Annotated in this window: 26 protein-coding genes and 1 pseudogene; 25 read left to right on the forward strand and 2 right to left on the reverse strand. The window is 41.5% G+C overall.

Annotation, left to right across the window (positions count from 1 at the left end; all coding sequences use genetic code 11):
• Positions 1 to 185: 185 nt before the first annotated feature.
• From JCM14374_RS01250 to JCM14374_RS01280, 8 genes are all read left to right on the forward strand, one after another.
• A complete protein-coding gene (locus JCM14374_RS01250; protein WP_054692406.1) occupies positions 186 to 851 on the forward strand; it encodes a CRISPR-associated endoribonuclease Cas6 in 666 nt (221 codons plus the stop codon).
• On the forward strand, positions 851 to 1,357 hold the full coding sequence (locus tag JCM14374_RS01255) for a hypothetical protein (protein ID WP_157048889.1): 507 nt from the start codon (positions 851 to 853) through the stop codon (positions 1,355 to 1,357). Before JCM14374_RS01250 ends, JCM14374_RS01255 begins: the two co-directional genes overlap by 1 nt.
• Complete coding sequence (locus JCM14374_RS01260; protein WP_054692410.1) at positions 1,357 to 1,572, forward strand: hypothetical protein; 216 nt, start codon at positions 1,357 to 1,359, stop codon at positions 1,570 to 1,572. The genes JCM14374_RS01255 and JCM14374_RS01260 overlap by 1 nt, the downstream gene beginning before the upstream one ends.
• On the forward strand, positions 1,565 to 2,725 hold the full coding sequence (locus tag JCM14374_RS01265; protein WP_054692413.1) for a hypothetical protein: 1,161 nt from the start codon (positions 1,565 to 1,567) through the stop codon (positions 2,723 to 2,725). The genes JCM14374_RS01260 and JCM14374_RS01265 overlap by 8 nt, the downstream gene beginning before the upstream one ends.
• A 166-nt stretch (positions 2,726 to 2,891) precedes the next feature.
• Positions 2,892 to 3,614 (forward strand): Csf3-related protein, encoded by a 723-nt coding sequence (locus JCM14374_RS01270; RefSeq protein WP_054692417.1) that lies wholly within the window; start codon positions 2,892 to 2,894, stop codon positions 3,612 to 3,614.
• Between the two features lie 609 nt (positions 3,615 to 4,223).
• Entirely contained in the window at positions 4,224 to 6,593 is a 2,370-nt protein-coding gene (locus JCM14374_RS01275; protein WP_054692420.1) for an ATP-dependent DNA helicase, read from the forward strand.
• 16 nt (positions 6,594 to 6,609) lie between these two features.
• Positions 6,610 to 6,735: a hypothetical protein gene (locus JCM14374_RS15035; RefSeq protein WP_278279210.1), complete on the forward strand. Its 126-nt coding sequence runs from the start codon at positions 6,610 to 6,612 to the stop codon at positions 6,733 to 6,735.
• 43 nt (positions 6,736 to 6,778) lie between these two features.
• Complete coding sequence (locus tag JCM14374_RS01280; protein WP_054692423.1) at positions 6,779 to 7,405, forward strand: hypothetical protein; 627 nt, start codon at positions 6,779 to 6,781, stop codon at positions 7,403 to 7,405.
• A gap of 82 nt (positions 7,406 to 7,487) precedes the next feature.
• Here the strand turns inward: JCM14374_RS01280 and JCM14374_RS12945 are convergent, their stop codons facing one another.
• Positions 7,488 to 7,706: an ATP-binding protein gene (locus JCM14374_RS12945; RefSeq protein WP_083453798.1), complete on the reverse strand. Its 219-nt coding sequence runs from the start codon at positions 7,704 to 7,706 to the stop codon at positions 7,488 to 7,490.
• A 684-nt stretch (positions 7,707 to 8,390) separates the two neighbouring features.
• On the opposite strand from JCM14374_RS12945, the gene JCM14374_RS01285 reads away from it, so the two are divergent.
• Positions 8,391 to 8,789, forward strand: a complete 399-nt coding sequence (locus JCM14374_RS01285) for a DUF3232 domain-containing protein (protein WP_054692426.1) — start codon at positions 8,391 to 8,393, stop codon at positions 8,787 to 8,789.
• On the opposite strand, the gene JCM14374_RS01290 is transcribed toward JCM14374_RS01285, so the two are convergent.
• Complete coding sequence (locus JCM14374_RS01290) at positions 8,773 to 9,198, reverse strand: hypothetical protein (RefSeq protein ID WP_054692429.1); 426 nt, start codon at positions 9,196 to 9,198, stop codon at positions 8,773 to 8,775. The two genes, JCM14374_RS01285 and JCM14374_RS01290, sit on opposite strands and share 17 nt — an antisense overlap.
• A 156-nt stretch (positions 9,199 to 9,354) precedes the next feature.
• Between JCM14374_RS01290 and JCM14374_RS13265 the strand changes: the two genes are divergently transcribed.
• The 16 genes and pseudogenes from JCM14374_RS13265 to JCM14374_RS14240 all read left to right on the forward strand — a co-directional run bounded on the left by JCM14374_RS13265 (position 9,355) and on the right by JCM14374_RS14240 (position 18,874).
• Positions 9,355 to 9,522 (forward strand): hypothetical protein, encoded by a 168-nt coding sequence (locus JCM14374_RS13265; RefSeq protein ID WP_157048890.1) that lies wholly within the window; start codon positions 9,355 to 9,357, stop codon positions 9,520 to 9,522.
• Positions 9,523 to 9,540: 18 nt separating this feature from the next.
• Positions 9,541 to 9,999, forward strand: a complete 459-nt coding sequence (locus JCM14374_RS01295; RefSeq protein ID WP_500797384.1) for a Ycf46 family AAA ATPase — start codon at positions 9,541 to 9,543, stop codon at positions 9,997 to 9,999.
• Entirely contained in the window at positions 9,993 to 11,012 is a 1,020-nt protein-coding gene (locus JCM14374_RS01300) for an AAA family ATPase (RefSeq protein ID WP_054692435.1), read from the forward strand. Before JCM14374_RS01295 ends, JCM14374_RS01300 begins: the two co-directional genes overlap by 7 nt.
• 246 nt (positions 11,013 to 11,258) lie before the next feature.
• On the forward strand, positions 11,259 to 11,597 hold the full coding sequence (locus tag JCM14374_RS01305; protein WP_054692438.1) for a hypothetical protein: 339 nt from the start codon (positions 11,259 to 11,261) through the stop codon (positions 11,595 to 11,597).
• A 129-nt stretch (positions 11,598 to 11,726) separates the two neighbouring features.
• Complete coding sequence (locus JCM14374_RS01310; protein WP_172674120.1) at positions 11,727 to 12,365, forward strand: DUF1257 domain-containing protein; 639 nt, start codon at positions 11,727 to 11,729, stop codon at positions 12,363 to 12,365.
• Complete coding sequence (locus tag JCM14374_RS01315; RefSeq protein ID WP_054692445.1) at positions 12,358 to 12,618, forward strand: hypothetical protein; 261 nt, start codon at positions 12,358 to 12,360, stop codon at positions 12,616 to 12,618. The genes JCM14374_RS01310 and JCM14374_RS01315 overlap by 8 nt, the downstream gene beginning before the upstream one ends.
• On the forward strand, positions 12,615 to 12,761 hold the full coding sequence (locus tag JCM14374_RS13270) for a hypothetical protein (protein WP_157048892.1): 147 nt from the start codon (positions 12,615 to 12,617) through the stop codon (positions 12,759 to 12,761). Before JCM14374_RS01315 ends, JCM14374_RS13270 begins: the two co-directional genes overlap by 4 nt.
• 33 nt (positions 12,762 to 12,794) lie before the next feature.
• Positions 12,795 to 13,931, forward strand: coding sequence for a DUF6744 family protein (locus tag JCM14374_RS01320; RefSeq protein ID WP_054692448.1), 1,137 nt, complete (start codon positions 12,795 to 12,797; stop codon positions 13,929 to 13,931).
• 1 nt (position 13,932) lies between these two features.
• Positions 13,933 to 14,145 carry a hypothetical protein gene (locus JCM14374_RS01325; protein ID WP_054692451.1) on the forward strand — a complete coding sequence of 71 codons (213 nt, stop codon included), beginning with the start codon at positions 13,933 to 13,935 and terminating at the stop codon, positions 14,143 to 14,145.
• Between the two features lie 31 nt (positions 14,146 to 14,176).
• Complete coding sequence (locus JCM14374_RS01330; protein WP_054692454.1) at positions 14,177 to 15,091, forward strand: 3'-5' exoribonuclease YhaM family protein; 915 nt, start codon at positions 14,177 to 14,179, stop codon at positions 15,089 to 15,091.
• A gap of 87 nt (positions 15,092 to 15,178) precedes the next feature.
• Positions 15,179 to 15,598, forward strand: coding sequence for a hypothetical protein (locus JCM14374_RS01335; RefSeq protein ID WP_157048893.1), 420 nt, complete (start codon positions 15,179 to 15,181; stop codon positions 15,596 to 15,598).
• Positions 15,599 to 16,273 carry an ERF family protein gene (locus JCM14374_RS01340; RefSeq protein ID WP_054692461.1) on the forward strand — a complete coding sequence of 225 codons (675 nt, stop codon included), beginning with the start codon at positions 15,599 to 15,601 and terminating at the stop codon, positions 16,271 to 16,273.
• Between the two features lie 11 nt (positions 16,274 to 16,284).
• Positions 16,285 to 16,764, forward strand: a complete 480-nt coding sequence (locus tag JCM14374_RS01345; protein ID WP_054692462.1) for a hypothetical protein — start codon at positions 16,285 to 16,287, stop codon at positions 16,762 to 16,764.
• Between the two features lie 10 nt (positions 16,765 to 16,774).
• Positions 16,775 to 16,921: a PD-(D/E)XK nuclease family protein gene (locus JCM14374_RS13275; protein WP_157048894.1), complete on the forward strand. Its 147-nt coding sequence runs from the start codon at positions 16,775 to 16,777 to the stop codon at positions 16,919 to 16,921.
• Positions 16,922 to 17,183: 262 nt separating this feature from the next.
• Positions 17,184 to 17,957 (forward strand): annotated as a pseudogene (locus JCM14374_RS01350) (PD-(D/E)XK nuclease family protein); the annotation flags it as partial.
• 77 nt (positions 17,958 to 18,034) lie between these two features.
• Positions 18,035 to 18,874: an antA/AntB antirepressor family protein gene (locus tag JCM14374_RS14240; RefSeq protein WP_054692468.1), complete on the forward strand. Its 840-nt coding sequence runs from the start codon at positions 18,035 to 18,037 to the stop codon at positions 18,872 to 18,874.
• The last annotated feature ends 8 nt before the right edge of the window (positions 18,875 to 18,882 follow it).

Here is an 18,882-nt window from a genome sequence, read left to right on the forward strand (position 1 = left end):
TAAAACCAAAAACCGGGTCTAACCACCTGGCTTTTTTAATTTATAGTAATTTATTGGCAAAACCAAAAAACTTATTTAAACAAAATGATTTTAAAAAAAATAAAAAAAATAAATCATAAAGTATAGACAAAAAATAAATTAACATATTATCATAATATTAGTTATTAATCAGGGAGGTGATGGTTTTGGAGTTACCAAACTACAGGTTACTTGGAATACTACGGTCAGAATCCATAACAATGCCCTGGCGGTACAGGGAGTTAGTGCAGGGTTGGATTTACGAACATCTGGGTGAACTCGGGAAGACAATACACGATGCGCCATTCAGCTTATTCACATATTCATTTTCAAGCCCAACTTATGCAATTACCGACCAGGGAATAAAAAGCGAACTCTGGTGTTTTAGAATTGCATCTGTTTACAAGGAAGTGTTAGAGAGACTCGAACAGGAATTAAATCAAGGAATCGAGTTAAATAATATTTATTTTACGCCTTTGTTAGTCTCGAAAGAACTGCTCGTAAACCAGGATCGTTTTGCAAGTGATCCAATTATAGTTTTCTCTCGGGACAAAGAAAAAAGATTTTTGAATCCTATTATTGACCAGGACTTTGGTAAAGCTGTAGCGGCAAGTCTTAAAAAGCGTTATGAATATTACACAGGCAAGCCGTCTCCCGAGGTATCCTTTAGATTTGTTACGCAGCCCATAGCGCGGAAACTGCAGTATCAAAACAGGCGCTTAATAGGGTTTCAAGGTGATATTGTACTTGAAACAACGCCAGAAATGCGTAAATTTGCTCAATGCATTGGTCTAGGAGTTAAGACATCATGCGGAATGGGGATGATAGCATAATGTTTACATCGTTTGCGCAATTAGCAGGAAACAAAGCGCTAAATATCCCCCTGGCACATAATAATGATTACTGGTGTCGCGAATGCGGAGGAGCCATAGATCAAGATAAAGCAATTAAAAAAGAATACAAAGAATCGTGGGTTGATGAAGGTTTAATTAATTACCACAACAGCGATGTAGTTTGTCCCGCTTGCTTGGAATTATCAAAGGGATCAACATCAAGGACAAATTTAGTCCCCCCTGCAGGAACAGTATCGATAGTAGCGCAGAATTACGTTCATCCAACTCCCGCAGGATGGCAGTTAGCCTTAACCGGCCCAAGAGAAACAAAGCGTCAGGAAATATTTACAACCTCAATTACGCTGATAGATTTCCTGGAAAATATCCTGCCCGAGATTGAGCACCATTTGGGGTTATTTACTCCCAGAGCAATGCTCAAAACAAAAAACATTTTTTGCGGTACGTGCCTGTTAATTACAATAAAAACGAAATCACATTTTATATAATGCCAGTTTTCAGATACGGCACGATCAGGCCAGAGCTGTTTTTACAAAGTTATTATGTTTCGCTGGATACAGTCGAAAAAAGCCCGGCGCAGATGCGTAAAGACCTAGCAGCAAAAGCCGAAGAATTCGGTTTGAGGCGCGCCGAAACCTATATATTGTATCGGCATCTGCTGACACTTAAAAAAGAATTTAAGGAGGATGATACGGATGAATAACGACCTGTATAGCTTAATTAATTGCGTAACACCAGTTTTTCATCAGGCTCCCGATGGCAACTCAGGCAACACAAACCATCAAAGAAAATTACCGGTACTGACCAAAGATGCAACTGGCAATTTTGTTGCTAACGACATACCTGGTATCAGCGGCAATGCCCGGCGCTGTGTAGCCCGCAGAGATTTTATACTGGCAACCCTGGAGGTTCTGGGGTTATATAAAAACTGGCAATTTACCAACGAAATCAGCGCAGACCTGTATATGACCTTATTAAATGGCGGCTCTCTGGGCGCAAAAACCTCTCTGCAGCCCAAGATTGATGCAATGATGGACATTTATAACACTCTTCCTTTCTTCGGCCTCGTAGGTGGTTGTTACAAGCAGGTATGGTTCGCAGGGCGACTATCTGTAGGTTTTGGTTATATGCTAACCTCACAGACATTAGAACTGGCGAAACTGATGCACTTCCCGTTCAAACTCAACAAGGATGACCTGCCAGAAACCGGCTATTTTTCGCACAACGAACACCAGTTTACCCGCCGCAAAATTCCCGGTCTGACTGCGGGAGATCGTCTAGATATATTACTTGCCAAATTACAAGAAGAATATCCCGAATTTGCGGTTAAGGTATCCGAATACGCCGAAGATGTCACAATGGAAGAAGAAATCCAGGCATTAATTAATAGCACTGTAGGTTTGGAGGATTTTTTAAAGGATTTCTTTAAAAACAACAAAAAAGACAAAAAAAATAAAGAAGACTCCAAAGACACAAAGAAATCCCTGGCCAAGCAGATTATTACCTTGACTGGAAACCAAATGTTATACGGTATCAAAAACCCAATCCCGGCAGGTTCCAAATTATATGCTTGCGATTATCTGCTGCCTGGTTATGGTGACGATGACCTGTATGAAGCCACATTCCACGCTTATATGGAAACCATGTTAAACCGCCCGTTTATTGGCGGATTGGCCGCTAAAGGTTTTGGCCGCGTTGAGATAGAAGTTCGCAATAAAGACGGAGAAAACTTTGAACAGTTCTCTCGGGCCGGAGAATATTGGCAGTGGCTTGAAGATAACAAAGAAACGGTACGCGAGTACCTTATAAACATTGACCAGAAAATCTTCCTAAAAAAATCCGTTAAATCAGCATAGTTTTCTCTCCTTATACACTCCTTTTTGCCCAGCCGGCCGGGTCTAACCACCTGGCTGGCTCCCTGGAAAGGGACTAGGGATTGTAAGTGATAATATGTTAATTTTACAACCTAAAAGGGTTTAATGCTTATTTAATGCACATAACACCTTGAAGGAGATGATATAAATGTTTGAATCATTAAAAATAACCTTTGATATGTTTACTCCGGTAGCTTTTCCCCTAAAAAAGCAAGCCTACCCTATACATCTTGATGCACTTATCATAAGCCTGATGACTTCATCTAAAAAACAATTTTACACACCAGAAAATGATTTTTACGCCCCTGGCAACAACAACGAAGTGCCATTAGCCGTTTACGGAGACAAAAGCCCGGTGTATTGTGCTTCGGTTGCTATGGCAGAAGAATTCAAAATTGGCACATACGGAATCACTAAGAAACCTCCTCGGGCAGAAGAAATGAAACTGTTTAAAAAGGGCAGCTCGTCTTTTAACCCAGAAGGAGATGGTGCGGGTATCCACCGAGCCTGGGCAGAAACCGTTCCCACAGTACACCCTACACAGATATGGTTTGAATGTCAGGGCATCAAAGAAGAATTATGGAAAATCCTCACCAAAGTAAGAAGGATTGGTGTTTTTCGCAGGGTAGGATTAGGTGAAGTGGCCAATATACACATTGAACCCTGTGAAAATACTATGGCAGGATTGATATATAACGATCAGCCAGCCAGGATGTTGCCAGTAGCAGATTGGCCGCAAGGCGAGCAAAAAAAATGGAACAAAGTTGTAGCAGCAACCAAAGCGCCTTATTGGTTTCCTGGCAACAAAGAATTATGCTGGGCACCACCAACAGAAACCACGATTCCTAACATATCTGTCGTCGATTATTAGTAGCGTAAAAAACCCAGGGGGCAGACGACAGCAAGAATACCTAAATAACCTAACATTATAAGAGCGGTATAGTTATAAAACAAAATCTATACAAATCATAAACCTGGTAATATAGGCTTTAAAATGGGTTTGTGGACTACCTATACGGGGTTAAAAGACGCGATTCGGACGTCGGCCCGCGGGCGACAACCAGTTTGTGTACTACCTATACGGGGTTAAAAGCAATATATATCCCTATATTTTATTTTATGGGTAGTTTTGTTTGTGGACTACCTATACGGGATTAAAACCTACCACCTGCGTCCGGGTGATAAAGTTTGTGTACTACCTATACGGGGTTAAAAGCGTGCATGAATCCGATGTTTGTTGCCCGCGGGCGAAAGAGTTTGTGTACTACCTATACGGGGTTAAAAGATTGGAACATGATAGAGAAAGAAAACATTACGTTTGCATTCTACCTATAAGGGGTTAAAAATAAGGGGTTAAAAAACGGGCCGCATATGCAAAATGGCCGGTAAATAGCCAGAACAATTTTAATCTGCCTATAAGGGATTATAAAGCCTAATTGAACAGCATAAATCATAAATTCCGCTGTAATCAGGAAAGGGAGTGATCACCATAGACACATTATACGGACAAATTATAGGACAAGAAGTTAAAAATCAAAAAACATTTTTTAAATTTAAAATTAACAAAGATAACGTAATCCTGCTTGAAGGGCTTGAACAGTGCAATATCGGGGACATAATAACCGTCACAGGCAAATATAACAAGGCAAAAACCAGATTTAAAGTACAAAACACCCCCAAAAACCTGGAAATAATTGATGATCTTGAAGCTATTGCCAAATTCACCGGAATAACTTTGACCAATGACGAATACCGGGCCTGTTTAAATGATTTGCATGCTGATTGTTTTTACACGGCTTCAGGGTCATTGGGGAATACGGAAACCAGAATAAAATTTTTAACTGAACATACTGGTGAAACGGGAGAAAAATTTGTCGCGTTAAGTAATTTTATCGCTAACGATGCAGATGTATACGGCCTTGTTTCATTATTTAAAGACGCAGGTGTTAATTTGGGATTATCTCATGCCTTACAAATAGCATATGGGTTTCGGAACCGCACTGGTTACACCAACAAAAGGCTCATAGAGCTTGTTGAAGAATGTCCTTGGATATTATCCCAAATACTTAATCCAGAAGAAGCCGAACCTGCTATAGAGAAACTTGAAAATTATTTTAATTACACTGGCCGCAAACTTGAAATATATCGTACTGCCCATACTATCATTAAAATACTAACTCACAGAATGCATGATGGTGATTGCTTTGTACCTAATACCGATTTATACGGTATGGTTATAAATAAAGGCCATTCAAAAACCTCATATGAAGACGCCTGGCATTTATTAACTAAAAACCAGGAATCAAAAAATAGGTTTGCTGGGATTATCCCAGAAAATGAATTTTTACATGAAGCCATTAAAGATGCTGGACGCAAACTCAATGAAAAAGCCAAGGCAGCAGTCTATCTGCCTGGAATCTTCGGAGCTGAAAAAAATGCCGCCATAAGATACCACATGATTAATAATTCCCCCGGCGCAGCGCTATCATCTGCAAATATGATAAAGCAGGCCAAGCAGACCGCAATGGCTCTCGGAAAACCGTTAAACAACTCTCAAAAAAAATTAATACAATCAGTGTGCCAGAACAAAATAACTTTGCTAACAGGCGAAGCAGGTACGGGAAAAACCCATGCGTTAAAGGTACTGGCACAATCTTATTATCATTTAACGGACAGAGTGCCGGTTGTGCTTGCCCCAACGGCATTAGCTGCCTATACAGCAGCCGAAAATACTATTGCAGAAAGCCTTGCAAAGACAATACATCGGTTTTCATTTTTATTTAGTGACAATTCGGATATTTATACAAGTCAGGGCAACAAGTCTAATACAAACCAAGAATCTCCCGGGCTTGTTATAGTTGATGAATGCTCAATGTTGGGGCCAGTATTGTTACGAAGATTATTGGAACATATAACTGCTGACACCAGATTAGTATTTGCCGGCGATCCTGCCCAGTTGCCGCCGATAGGAGCAGATGGGACATTTACATCGATGTTACGATTAGCGGATCAAGACGGTATAGGTTGTCATATACATCTGGAAGAAAATTATCGTAATGATGAAGGAGTAATTTCAGCTGCTAGAGCCATATTGAACAATCAGCCCATACCACAGGATATTAAAGGAGTTAATATACACATATGCCAGCAGGAAGGATTATACCACAAACTGGAGGAAATACTTGAAAGCACTGGGGGAATTAATCCTGACACAATGATATTAAGCCCTTATCGCAATAAAAAATATGGCATGAGCCTTGATTTTCTTAATCCTAATCTTGCTAAAAAATACGGCACTGGGAAACAAATACCAGGAACAAATTTTATGATTGGCGATCCTGTAATAGCAATAAGAAATGACTACCGTAACGGCAATCCATATTCGCCCAAAATAATCCGGTCATTACGGACAACACGTGATGATGTATATAATGGGATGAAGGGCTATATCAAAGAATACAACAGTAACACACACAAAGTCACAGTGAATTTTTATACCGGGTTAAAAGGCGATAAAAATTACTATGCTAAAGAATTGGCTTACTATCTGGAAAGATGCTATGCTTTATCGATACATAAAGCCCAGGGAGGTCAAGCCCAAAATATTGTTATATGTCTTGATAATACTACAGCCATAAAAAACGCACCATTGATTTATACAGCATTAACTCGTTGCGAAAAAGGTGGTCAAGTACACATCATTACCAAAAAGGATTTTTTGGATGCCCCTTATATTAAGCCGGTAGATCCTAATGACGATGTATACGGATATATTGGCAACCACTGCCTAACAAAATTCAGGCAGAGGGTATTAGCCTTAGAAAGAGAGACAAAATGCAGAGAATATTAAAAAAGGAGTTGATGTTTTGGGATTAAAAGCATTGTATTATAACAAAGACGGAGAAATAATAGAAACCTTAGATTTGCCTTTTCGGGGAGAAGTTGAGCAAAAAACCAATGAAAACGAAGATGAAGCGAAGAAGTCCGCTTAACCACAGATATTGGGATAACCCGAGTTAATTAGGAGGATATTATATGGACACAATAACAATAGTTCCAAGTACAGCCTGGGGCGATTTGCCAGAATGGGGCGAGCCAATATTACGAATATTAAATGAGCGTATATTTTTAACTACCAGTCAAATAACAAAATGCTTTCCAATTTACGGTCGTAATAATATGCGGCGAAAACTGAACAAACTAGCAGACATGAATTACTTGCGTCGTTACGAACTAACCAAGGAAAACAATATTATCACTGGTTATAGCATAGGAGAAGAAGGCTGCAGAGAAACTCGCAAAATCATTCCAGAAATAACATACGAAAAGGCGCTGGAATTTATAGCCGCTAATGAATTTTGTTTTGCCAACGGTATTGTAAAGCCCGTTTTTTGGGTATCAAAAGGCTTAACAGTTGGCGAAATAGTAATTAACGAGCAGAAATATGCTTTGTGGTGTCCTCGGAAAATGGATCCGCGCATAAACAGTTTAAAATCAGAAGTCAGTTTAAGTTGCAGAGGGATTATTATAGTAACTCCTACAGTTAAACTTATACACATAATAGCTCAAAACTTAGATACATTTATGCCAGTGATTTTTACAACAGATGTTTTATTAACTGAATTAATGGAATATAAAAACGGTTCAATTCAGCCAATATAATTGTCGTGTACTTAGCGTTAATAGGGTATTTGTGATCGGTCAAGTATTTTGGAGAAATTTTGGCCATTAATTTTCCATAGGACTACAGTCTTAGTATAGAGTCTCGATGTTTAAGGCGGTAACTGTCGCCGGTCAGATTAAATATCTCACTGTGATGAGCGATTCGGTCCAGAATTGCTGTGGTAATAACCGGGTCTCCCATTAATTCTGCCCAGTCTTCAAATCCCTTGTTTGAAGTTATTATGAGAGCTGTCTGTTCATATAGTGCCGATTTTAGCTGGTTTGGAACATTACGGTAAATATTCTCCGTTTTTAGTGGCCATTTTTTCTCCCTTTTATTTTACCGCTTACAGTATTTTTATAAAATACCTTTTTAATTTGCAAATATTAAACAAAAAGATTATAATTAAAACAACTAATAGACTAACCACACACGAGCGATCATTTCACATCTAAAAATCCCATAAAATGGGGAAATTCTCTTGAAAAACATTAAAATATCAGGGGTGGTTTACAAAAAATTAGACTTTTTTTGTGTTACTACCCCTATGCCCTTCGATAAGCGAAGGTTTTTTATTATATGGATTGTAAACAGGGAATGACCATCTGTTTTATAGTCCAGAGGTACGCGCGTACCTATTCACGCCTTATAGATAGTTTCCTGCCATTAACCCTATTTAAGCCAGTAAACTACCGTGTGTTTGCCCCCCTATCTTTACTCCGTTCAGGAAGGAACTTCCCACGCGGGTAAAATAAAAACATTCACAAGCGGCTTAATAGCCGCTTTTTTATTGCAAAAAATTATAAAAATCCCGCTATGGCGGGGAAGGGAGGAAAATTATGGACAGTATTATCAAGTATTTTGCCGACAACCTGATGTCAAAAAGGTGGTTGCAAAAACTATGTTCCCCAAAGTAGCGTAAGTCTGTTCGGCTAATGCCGGGAATAAACGCCCGGCACAGCCGGGCAGAAAGGAAGATATAAAATGCTTAAAAACACCATAATTCTATTGGTGCAAGAAATTGCAAACAGCAATACAGATAAGTCTAAAGCGGAGTTTAGAATTTTAGAAGAATTCGTAGACAACGCAATCCGCTATGTATCTGCTGTAACGAGGATGGAAAGTCAGGTGGAAATTTTAAGATTTCGCCTGGAACACTCTGACTATATGGCTGAAGTGCAACGGCTGGATCAATCCCGCCGAAGCATACATAATGCTTTTATATCCCGGCTAAAAGTGGTTAACCGGATATGTGAAAGCCACGGGTTTGCCCCATTGTACCAGGGTAGCGATAATCGCTACGACCAAGGGGATCTGGCTTTCCAGATCGTTAACGAATTTAGCGGGAATAGGCTTCGTGACGTTATTACTGACGAGTCGTAAAATAAGTCTTAACGATGGCGAAGCCGAGTTCGGTTAAATCCATTTCAGGAATTTCAGTAACTTCTCTGAGTATTGCTAAGGCGTTGCTCATTTGAGAAGTAGCCTGGTCCTGTTGGCTGACGAATTCCTTTTTGAATACTTCAGCAGCGCTGCGTTTGGTTTGGTCTTCGATTAGCGTAATGCTAGCCTCGATCAGCTGCTCCAAAGCATCAAAATATCTGTCGCGGCCCGGGAGTGTTCGGATGTGACTCGCTATTGCTGTGATTTTATTACGCAGGGCCTGTTCTTCCAGCCATTCCCGGGTAATTTGCGTGACCAGGTTGCGCTTGCTGGTACCATTTGAAACAGCCTGGATTTTAAGTTCACGATCTTCGGCATCGCTTAATGTAACGTTCGTTGTAATAGTCAAAACAATCAACTCCTTTTGTATATAATATATAATTTATATATATTATACAACTTATATAACATATACGCAATACATTTCAAAAAGCGACCTTTCGGGGTCGTTTTTTATTACAAAAAATTATAAAAATCCCGTTTAACGGGGAAAGGAGCGAAAGCTATGAGCAAAATTGAAAGACCGCTGAAATTAGTGGTCAACAACGGGCCAACCAAAAAAAAGAAAGAAAATCCCAAAAAGCAATTCTCTAAAGGGAATTGCAGGGATTTTCGCAGAGAATTCCGCAGTCCCAGAGGAAAGGAGGAATTTCTATATGATGATATCGTTTAGAGATTCCTTGACGCCTGCATCGCAGCAGGCGTTCCTGCGGTAGCGGTCACCACTCCCGAGTGGGAAAGAGTTACTGTAGAAGTTGCAGAGGTTGCCAATTCCCGGGAAATGTCGTTTCTGACCTGGGATCACATTAATGGGTTGCAGCAGAGAGAAGTTCAAATTGCGCCCCCGGCGCTGCCGGTAGCTGCGCTGCAATCAATTGAAGGGGATATTGCCGATGCCCTGATTGTTTTTAGAAATTTTAATCCTGCCCTAGCTAACCCCAGTGTTCAACAGGCAGTCCGCCTTACTCTTACTTATTGTAAGGCAAACGGGGTATGTTTAGTTTTTATTTCGACTTCAGGTAATATCCCTGCGGAGTTGGAAAAAGAAATACTAATTTTGGATTTCGATCTTCCTAATAAGGAGCAATCGAAGCCATTATTGATGACCTGGGTGAATATAAAAATGAGGTCCTCTACTCACAATTGGTAGAGGCCGCTATTGGTTTAACCCAGAACGAAGCAGAAAACATGATTGCTTTGTCTCTGGTGAAAAACCAGTTGCAGCTAACCCAAGAAGCCGTAGACGAAGTTAAGCGCCAGAAGGCGCAAATACTTAAAAAATCCGGGGTTTTGGAACTACATGAAGCTAAAGACCTCCCCAAAGTTGGGGGGTTAGACCAACTAAAATTGTGGCTTTGGGAACGTAGCAAAGCGTTTTCTGACGAAGCTAAAGAATTTGGACTACCGTTTCCAAAAGGCTGTCTGGTTTTCGGCATCCCTGGAACCGGGAAGTCTTTAATTGCTAAAACCATTGCCAAACAGTGGGGTTTCCCGCTTTTAGTAATGCAAAATGTACTCGACAAATATGTTGGAGAATCCGAAAAGCGCATGAAAGAAGCCTTAAAAATCGCAGAGCATATGGCTCCGTGCGTTTTAATGATTGATGAAATCGAAAAGTATTTTGCTGGTGTCGGTGGCAGCGGAGATTCGGGAGTTTCAACCCGAATATTCGGGCAGTTCCTGTCCTGGATGCAGGAAACCACTGCACCGGTTTTTGTAGCGGCTACCGCAAACAATATTGGTGGTATGCCGCCAGAGTTGCTCCGTAAAGGCAGATTCGATGAACTCTGGTTTGTCGATCTGCCGGGACAGTTAGAGAGGGAAGAAATCTTTAAGATTCATATTACCCGCAAGGGCCGCAATATTGAAGATTTTGACCTTAAAAAACTTGCCAAGGAAACCAGTGGCTATACCGGTTCTGAGATCGAACAGGTTGTTATAAGCGGCCTGTTCCGTGCTTTTAGTAAAAATCAGGACATAACCACTGAGATTTTGCTTGAAGCTGCCGAAGAAACTTCACCCCTTTCAGATACGATGAAAGAGGGCATAGAACGGATGCGAAATTGGGGTAAAGAACGGGCTAGATTGGCATCTACCCCAGAGCCAGTAGGCCCGGAAACCCAAATAAACGCGTTTACAAAACGTCGCGCTTTGCGCGTATAGTACGCGCGTACCACCTTCCCCTGTTGGGGGCTAAAATCAGCCCCTACGGGGGCAAGGAGGTTATAAAATGTTAAGAACCTTACTTTCGTCAAAGAGTAAAACTATTAAAAACGCATTCTATCCATATGCAGTAATTATAATTACTTTAATTGGAATTTGTTTAACAAATGCCTTAATAGAAGCGATATGCAATTAATAGCACTACATTTTGTTAAAGATGCGCAGTAACGAGGGGAAGATTGCCTTATGAAATATAACTGGACCGAAATGACTGAGGACCAGAAGATGGCAGCGGTCAAAGAAGAAATGAGCCTGGTAACTCACAACGGAACAACCAAAGAGGATTTTGTAGAGATCATGCGGTTCCTGTCGGGACAGGTGGCATTGAGAGATAAGGCTCTGAAATTGTCAGTAGAGCGGATGCATGAATTGATTGCAGACGATTGCGACGAAGTAGTCTGCCCCAATGTATATGGTGAATGTACTGCTGATTGTCCCAATTGCGGGGAATATAACTCCGATGATTACCAAACGGCCATAGGATGCTGGATAAATGTTTACCTGGACAAGGCGACAGGCGCTTAGTGCGCATTCCACGTATATAGTGGTGTAACACATAGAAAGCGATCTCTAAAAAGGTCGCTTTTTTTATTGCCAAAAATAAAAATCCCGTTAAGTCGGGGAAGGAGGTTTTTTATGTCACATTGGATCTCGTTGCAAAATACCAAAATTATAAGCAAAACAGCAGCAATCAAGGCGGCAACTAAATTAGGTTATCAGTGCCGCCACCGGGCAAAATGCAGGGGTTACAATGGCCAAACCCAACAATGTGATTTGGTTGTTGTATTACCAGGGGGGTACGATCTGGGGCTTAATAAACAACCAGATGGTTCCTATGGTTTAGTAGCAGATTTTTGGTCAGATTATATTTCCAAATATCTGGCCGACCCCGAAACCCTACAAAAAGCTTACGATATGTATTCTGAGTTATGTAAAACTCAAGGATACGAAGCAGCGGAAGCTATGCTTAACGCTGCTAAAATCAGCAAGTTTAAACAGGCTTGCAATCTATACGAAACCATGGAGCTTGCTCAACAACAAGGATATTATGTTGTGCAGCATGAGCTCCCAGATGGCTCAATTCGCCTTGAATTGCAGGATGGAAACGAGAACACCAAAAAAATTCTTGTAGATTTGCCATCCACAGGCGAAATGAAGGTAGAGGCAGAGGGATATAGCGGAAGTAGCTGTCAAGAAGCTACTAAATTTCTAGAATCCCTCGGAACCGTCCAATCTACCTTGAAGCCCGAATATTACGAACCCCAAAAGGAAGGGGTGCGTAACAGTGTCTAAATCAATATTTTTGCGCCCTGACGGAACTATTGAGGGGTTATATACCGATGCGATCCCTCTGCAAAAACTCGGGAAATTAACAGTTACAAGGGCAACTACTGTTGAGTTTGATGATGCTCGGCAAGAATGGTTAGTTGCTCTGCCCGATGGACAAGAAATCTATTCTAACGCTTCCCGAGAAGTGGCGTTAGAGTGGGAAAAAACCTACTGTGAAGCCCAGCTAATAGCCGGGTTTCGCCCGGGGGCATCATGAAGTGCCCCAAATGCGGGCAAGACCTGCATATAAGAATTCTGGATAACCGGGATGCCGATATGCTGGCAGTCCAGATAATCTGCCCCAAACATGGGGAATTATTTTTAGCCACATCAATTAATGGCGTGGTATCAATTTTATAAAAATCCCATTAAATTGGGGAAGGAGGTAATTTTATGGATTTATTTCGTACTGAAGATATAATCGGAGCAGTTGGCAGTCATGAATACATTGGGGTTCGGTTAGCTTACCAGTTTGTGAATTTAGAAAACGCTAAATTCCGTTATGATTGGACAGTCAATTTGCTGGATAGCTTGGATATGGCGAGTTTCCACCCGCACCGTCCGAGTCCACCGGATGTGTTCCGTAGACTTACTTCAAAGTTAGCGGGGTACTACTCGGAAGATGGATTGCGTCAGAAAGTGGATGTTATCCGCGTCAACGATGATAAAGAGTCCATTGAACGAGTGGTTATGCTTATCGAAGTTGATGAAGAAAACCGGGAGGTATCCGATGGTCGCAAGGTTGCACGTCTAACCTTCGAAAAAGAGTATAACCTCTTTGATGTAGGCATTGGACCATTCGGTTCTTTTGATTACTGCCCCTCGTGGCTAAGAGAAAAAATTTACGAAGTTAAAGATCTATACGAATGCTCTGTAAATTATCTCTCTCCGCAGCAAATGAGGGATATTGTATTAAAAGTCCTTTATGCTGCAGGCAACCCGGTAAACAAGATCAATTCTCTTTGGAACATTCCAGCCAGCCGCGAATTCCTGGCTGAGAAACTGGAAGGGTTTTCAAGAGAAATTAATGAGTACGCATGTACTCAAAATAACGACATTGCTAAAAATGGAGGAGTTCTATTTGTGGATACTATTCCTATAGTGAACACAAAAGAACAGAAGAAAAAAATCAGCGCCGATGCCATAGCGTTTGCCTTAGACAAACTCAACAAGGTCCTGCGAGAACAACAGGATAATATTGTGTTTGCCAACGACCCTGATAAAGCCAGAGTTAAAGCGCAGGCTCGGTTTCAAGCCGAAGCCGATTCTATGATGGAACTGATCGAAGAATACGAACTTCTGCTAGGTGAAGTCATGGATGAAGTGCGGCAGGCACGAGAAATTACTCAAAACAAACTTCGCGAATTTTGCGCAAGCCCTGCAAAGCAAGCTGAACACCGGGAAACGGTAAAAAGTAGCAAGGGCGGCAAGAGAAAGCTTCAAAAAATTGAAGAAGTTAAGGCTGTTCTATCTGCAACGCAAACCATACCGGCACGAAGATTTAATCTTCAACCTGCCGCAGGTATATAAAATGGCAGTAGTTTCACCTTCGCAAAATCTAGCCCTTGCAATCCAAGGTCTAGAATTAATTGAACAACTGCTCCAGGGGGTAGTTGATAAAATGGGTCGTATGGATGAAGAAACCAAAAAAAGATTTTTAAAAAACTACCCGTTTTTATATCATCCACAACAGGCCAAAGAACCACTATCCGTTTGGATAGATGACGTTAAGGCTCTCCTTTAATAGAGAGCCTTAATTTTTAAGGAGGTTAAAAATGTTTGATAATCTTCAAAACAATCAACCAATATCAGGTTTTGCCCTGGCTTTGGAATCCAATATTGCAAGTTCAAAGTCGGGAAAACCTTTTATGAATCTGCGGTTATCAGATGGCCAAAACACTGTAGCCGCTAAAATGTGGGATTATGAAGGAGAAACCCCTCCCCAAAATACAGTTTTAAAAATAAAAGGCAAGGTTAATTTCTATCAAGATAAACCCCAGATTATTCTGGATAAGTGGCGTTTAGCAGAACCCACCGAATATAACCCTGCTGATTATCTGCCTGCCTATGAAGGGGAATTAGAACCCTTTTGGCAGAACATTATAGGTAATGTTGACCAGATAGGGAACGATGAATTAAAAGTTGCCATAGGTTCAATCTTAAATGAGTTGAAACAGAACATGATGGCTGCGCCAGCCGCAAAAAGTAATCACCATGCTTATTTGGGCGGCTTATTGGAACATACCAGTAATGTTTTAGATACTGCCATAAGCATTGCCAATCGGTACCCGGAACATATAGACCTTGATTTAGTAATTTCCGGGGCAATTCTACATGATATAGGGAAAATACAAACCTATACATGGGACACTCCCCAAATAGGATGGACTAATCAAGGGCATTTATTAAATCATATTGTACTGGGTATAACAATGCTTGAAAAGAACTCTATTTTTGCAACTCTGCCCGAGGACACGAAGTTAAAATTATTTCACATAGTCTCATCGCACCATGGAAAATTAGAGTGGGCTTCCCCCGTAGAACCATACACCAAAGAAGCTATTATCATTCATTATGCTGATTTATTAGATAGCACTTTCAATCATGTTGATGCTGCCATAAAAGAGGGTATAAAAAAAGGTGAAACTATGATATACCCCAAAGTGTTTTTCAAAAAAATAATAATTTAGCATCTCCTTTCTCCCCAGCGGCCTTTGGCCGCTTTTTTATTGGGTAAAACCCAAAAAATCCCGTTAAGTCGGGGAAGGAGTGTTGATATGAATAAAAAACAAAGAGTAGGAAGGTGCTTGTTGTTAAAACCCGCAATAAAGCGGGCATACCGTGAGTATAGGGAGGCTCAGTTTTATGCTGAGTCATACCCCAAAAATGCCCTGTCGCAAATGCAGTTAGAAGCTGTAACGGCTAAATTGGATGCCGTTATCGGGGAAGTGTTCAAATTGGATATTACCCCGGCGAAACGAAACCGGGCAATTGCGGCCATCGAAGCCTACCTGCCCTTGCAGAAGAAGGGCAGGAAGATTGTCAACGACCGGATATTGTTCGAACTACTCGAAAGAATGGAATCTGAAAAAGATTTCCAGGAATTTGAGAAAATCGACGCCCGGTTACAACGGTATGGCTTTAATAGCCATAACCAGTTGTATAAATTTCTTAATGATGTGGGAGTGGCATTCTAAATGTCACTCGCCGCAAAATTAGTTAAGATCATGGCTAGCTGTGCTTATATACAAAAAGATTCGGTTAACGAATATCATAAGTACAGCTATGCCTCAGCCGCAGCGGTACTTGAAAAAGTTAACGCTGCCTGTGTAGCTAACGGCATAGCAACATTAACCCATTCCAAGATACTTAATTCGTGGGAACGGGTTAATGGCCGCGGCAACGCAGAGTATTACAAAGAAGTCGAGGTTGAAATCACCTTGATTGATTGTGATACTGGCGAAGAAAAGGTCATATCCGGTATTGGATGTGGCATGGACACAGGCGATAAGGCGGTCATGAAAGCCCAAACCGCCGCCATCAAATACGCCTGGTTAATGGCCTTACAAATCAGCACTGGGGACGACCCAGAAGCTGATGCCAATACCGACAAATTAACCCAAGAACCCGGTTGTTGTCCAGTCTACCAGGTGGAAAAACTCATTGTCCCACCCAGCAGGGACAGGGCAAAGGTAATTCTCCTGGTTCCGAACACTGGGGAACAGATTGAAGCAATAGCCCAAAAATCTTTGGATATGCTTCTTGCTCAAAAAATTGGCAAAGGTAATAAGATTACCTGTACTTTTGGCGAATATACTTCGCCACAGGGCAAGACATATCCAGAGATATTAACGCCCAGGAAAATAGCATAGGAGGTAATCAGATGGATTTAGAGAAACTGTCTGGATACCCCAGTGCTATAGCTGGGTTAGAAAAAAATGGGCTGGCCTTAAAAAATAAGGCCCAGTCCATTAAAACCCGTTTGGAGAATATTAAGGCCCAGTTCCAGGCTGATATTGCTTTGGCTAAAACCGAAGATGGCAAAAAAGCATTTTCTAATGCTGAAGCCAGAGATATAGAGCTATCCAAACGGCTGAGTGGATCTGAAGAATTCCAAAACCTCTCAGGTCAACTCGATGCCGTGGAAAAGGAACGGGCCGAAAACGAAATTAATATTGAGCAGTTGAAAGGGGAGTTTAGCGTTGAACGCTATAAACTGCGCCTACAGACTGCCGACAAGATGGAGCAGGCTTCACTTCACTTCACCGAAGGTCTGCAAATTCTGTCGGGATTAGGAAACTTATTTAAGTTACTAACCCAAAATCCTCCGCAAACAACTTCTGAAGACGAATACGATTTTTAGGAGGGATGAAATGAAGTTAAAAGAAAAGGGGCCGGTTTCCGTGAGTCGGCTCCAGAAATTCGAGAGATGTCCCTGGTCGTATTACCTTCAATATGACCTGGGCAAACCGGAACCTCTGGGGAATTTGCCGAATTCGGCAAGCTGGTACATACAATAATATCCGAAGCAATTTATCGGAATTGTGCCGGCAGCACCAATGAAGCATTTGACGTTCTGGCTATTGATATAGCCGCAGGAGAACTTGAATTTATCCCAGAAGGCAAAGATAAAAACCCGGGCAAAGAAACCGCCGAACTCTGGCAGAAGTTTTCTGACCGGTATGACGAAATCAAAGGGATGACCTTAAAGGCTCTAAATTTATGGAGAAGCCTGCCCCCTAAGAAAGCGGTTTTAGAAAAACATTTTCAAAAACCGCTGCCTGCGGGGTGGAACTCCAGGGCTACATCGACCTCATGTGCGGGGTCAATATGTGGGATTGGAAAGCAGGGCATAATATTAAGTCCTATATGCAATCTCCGCAGTTAGCTCTATACACATGGGGCGTAGCCAAACAAGACCCGGATAAAGCCCAAAGAGCCTATGTCTTTTTGGCATTGGATGATCCGATCTTTGTAGATCGTTATCCTATTGCTAAGGCAGTTGAATGGGCAAATGATCTTTGTTTACAAATTGAATTTGCTTATGAAATTGCAGAGGATGAAGGCCCAGAAGCAGCTTTTCCGAAGAATCCAGGCGCGGCTTGTCGGTTGTGTGGTTTCAAAGACATTTGTTCTGAAGAAACCAAAGCCGAAAATGGTATTGTTATTCCTGAGTCGGTAGTTACCCAGGAAGAAGCCGCTAAGCTGGCTGAAACCATTCTCAATTTAGAAAATATACTCAAACAGGCACAGGAAAAACTTACAGATTACTGCAAAACTAACGGCGCCTTTGAGTTGAACGGGGAATGGTTTGGGATTTATCCCGGGTCAGTTCGTAAAGAATGGGATACCCAGAAACTTTACGAACTGGTTGCTCAATTCCCTCTTGAGGATATTATTCCGATATTATCTATTAACTCAAGGGGAATTGATAAATTTCTAAAAAAATATCCGGCACTTAAAGGCGATGTAGAAAAACTGGTGACCGAAAAACCGGGAAATCCGAGTTTTAAGCACCAGAAGACACCGCCCAAAGAACCGGGCAAAGTAGCTTGATTCCTTCACCCGCAGTTGGGTGGCCACAAAAACAAACCGTGGCCACCCGGCCACGGATATTAAAGGAGGAATCATTAATGGATAATAAAAAAATAACCAGACTGCAAGATGCTCATTGGTACAAAACTTTTAAGTTAGCTGACACCTGTTTTGATATGCATAAAAACGGCATGGCGTTTGAGGATGTTGCCCTGGTTATAAACAAAACGGCTGTCCGTGTAGAGCAATTATGCCGGATGGCAGAGTATTTCCCGGTAGAGATACGAATTCAAAACATCCCTATTGGGATTTACGAAGAAGCTGCATTATTCCCTGACCCGTTGGCTACGGTTCAGCGAGCCTGGGTCAATAAACTCACCCCCCAAGATCTTGCCAAGGAAATTGCACACTGGGCAAGAAGATTTGATGCGCTCGGTTACGGGGAACCCCCATGTTTGGTCCCCGCTAACATAGAGCGTAAACCGAAAAAAACCCCCATCGAAGAAGCCCTGGGGGTAGATGACGAAGGTATGACTACAGCCAGGAAGCTGTATGCGTTCCTTGATCTAAACCCAACTCATTATTCCAGATGGGCAAAAGAAAATATCACAGATAATGTTTTTGCAGAAGAAAATGAGGACTATTGGGTTTTAGCCATGAATGGCGAAAAACCTAAAATTGGGCGTCCGTCAACAGATTACAAGCTCACCGCCCGCTTTGCAAAGAAGTTAGCAATGACTTCCCAATCTGAGAAAGGTGAAATGGCCCGCAACTATTTTGTAACAGTTGAAGAAAGGGCCAAGGCCATAGCCAATGGTCAAAAACCAACCGGCAGAATCCCTTCCGAGGAATTATTAAATATTGTTGACAAGTTTGGAGACAGACTTGATCAACATCAAGTCAACCGTATTATTCGGTTGGCGCTGCCTAAAGCTTAATTTAAAAA

Source organism: Syntrophomonas palmitatica JCM 14374 (assembly GCF_001311885.1).
Classification (GTDB): domain Bacteria; phylum Bacillota; class Syntrophomonadia; order Syntrophomonadales; family Syntrophomonadaceae; genus Syntrophomonas_A; species Syntrophomonas_A palmitatica.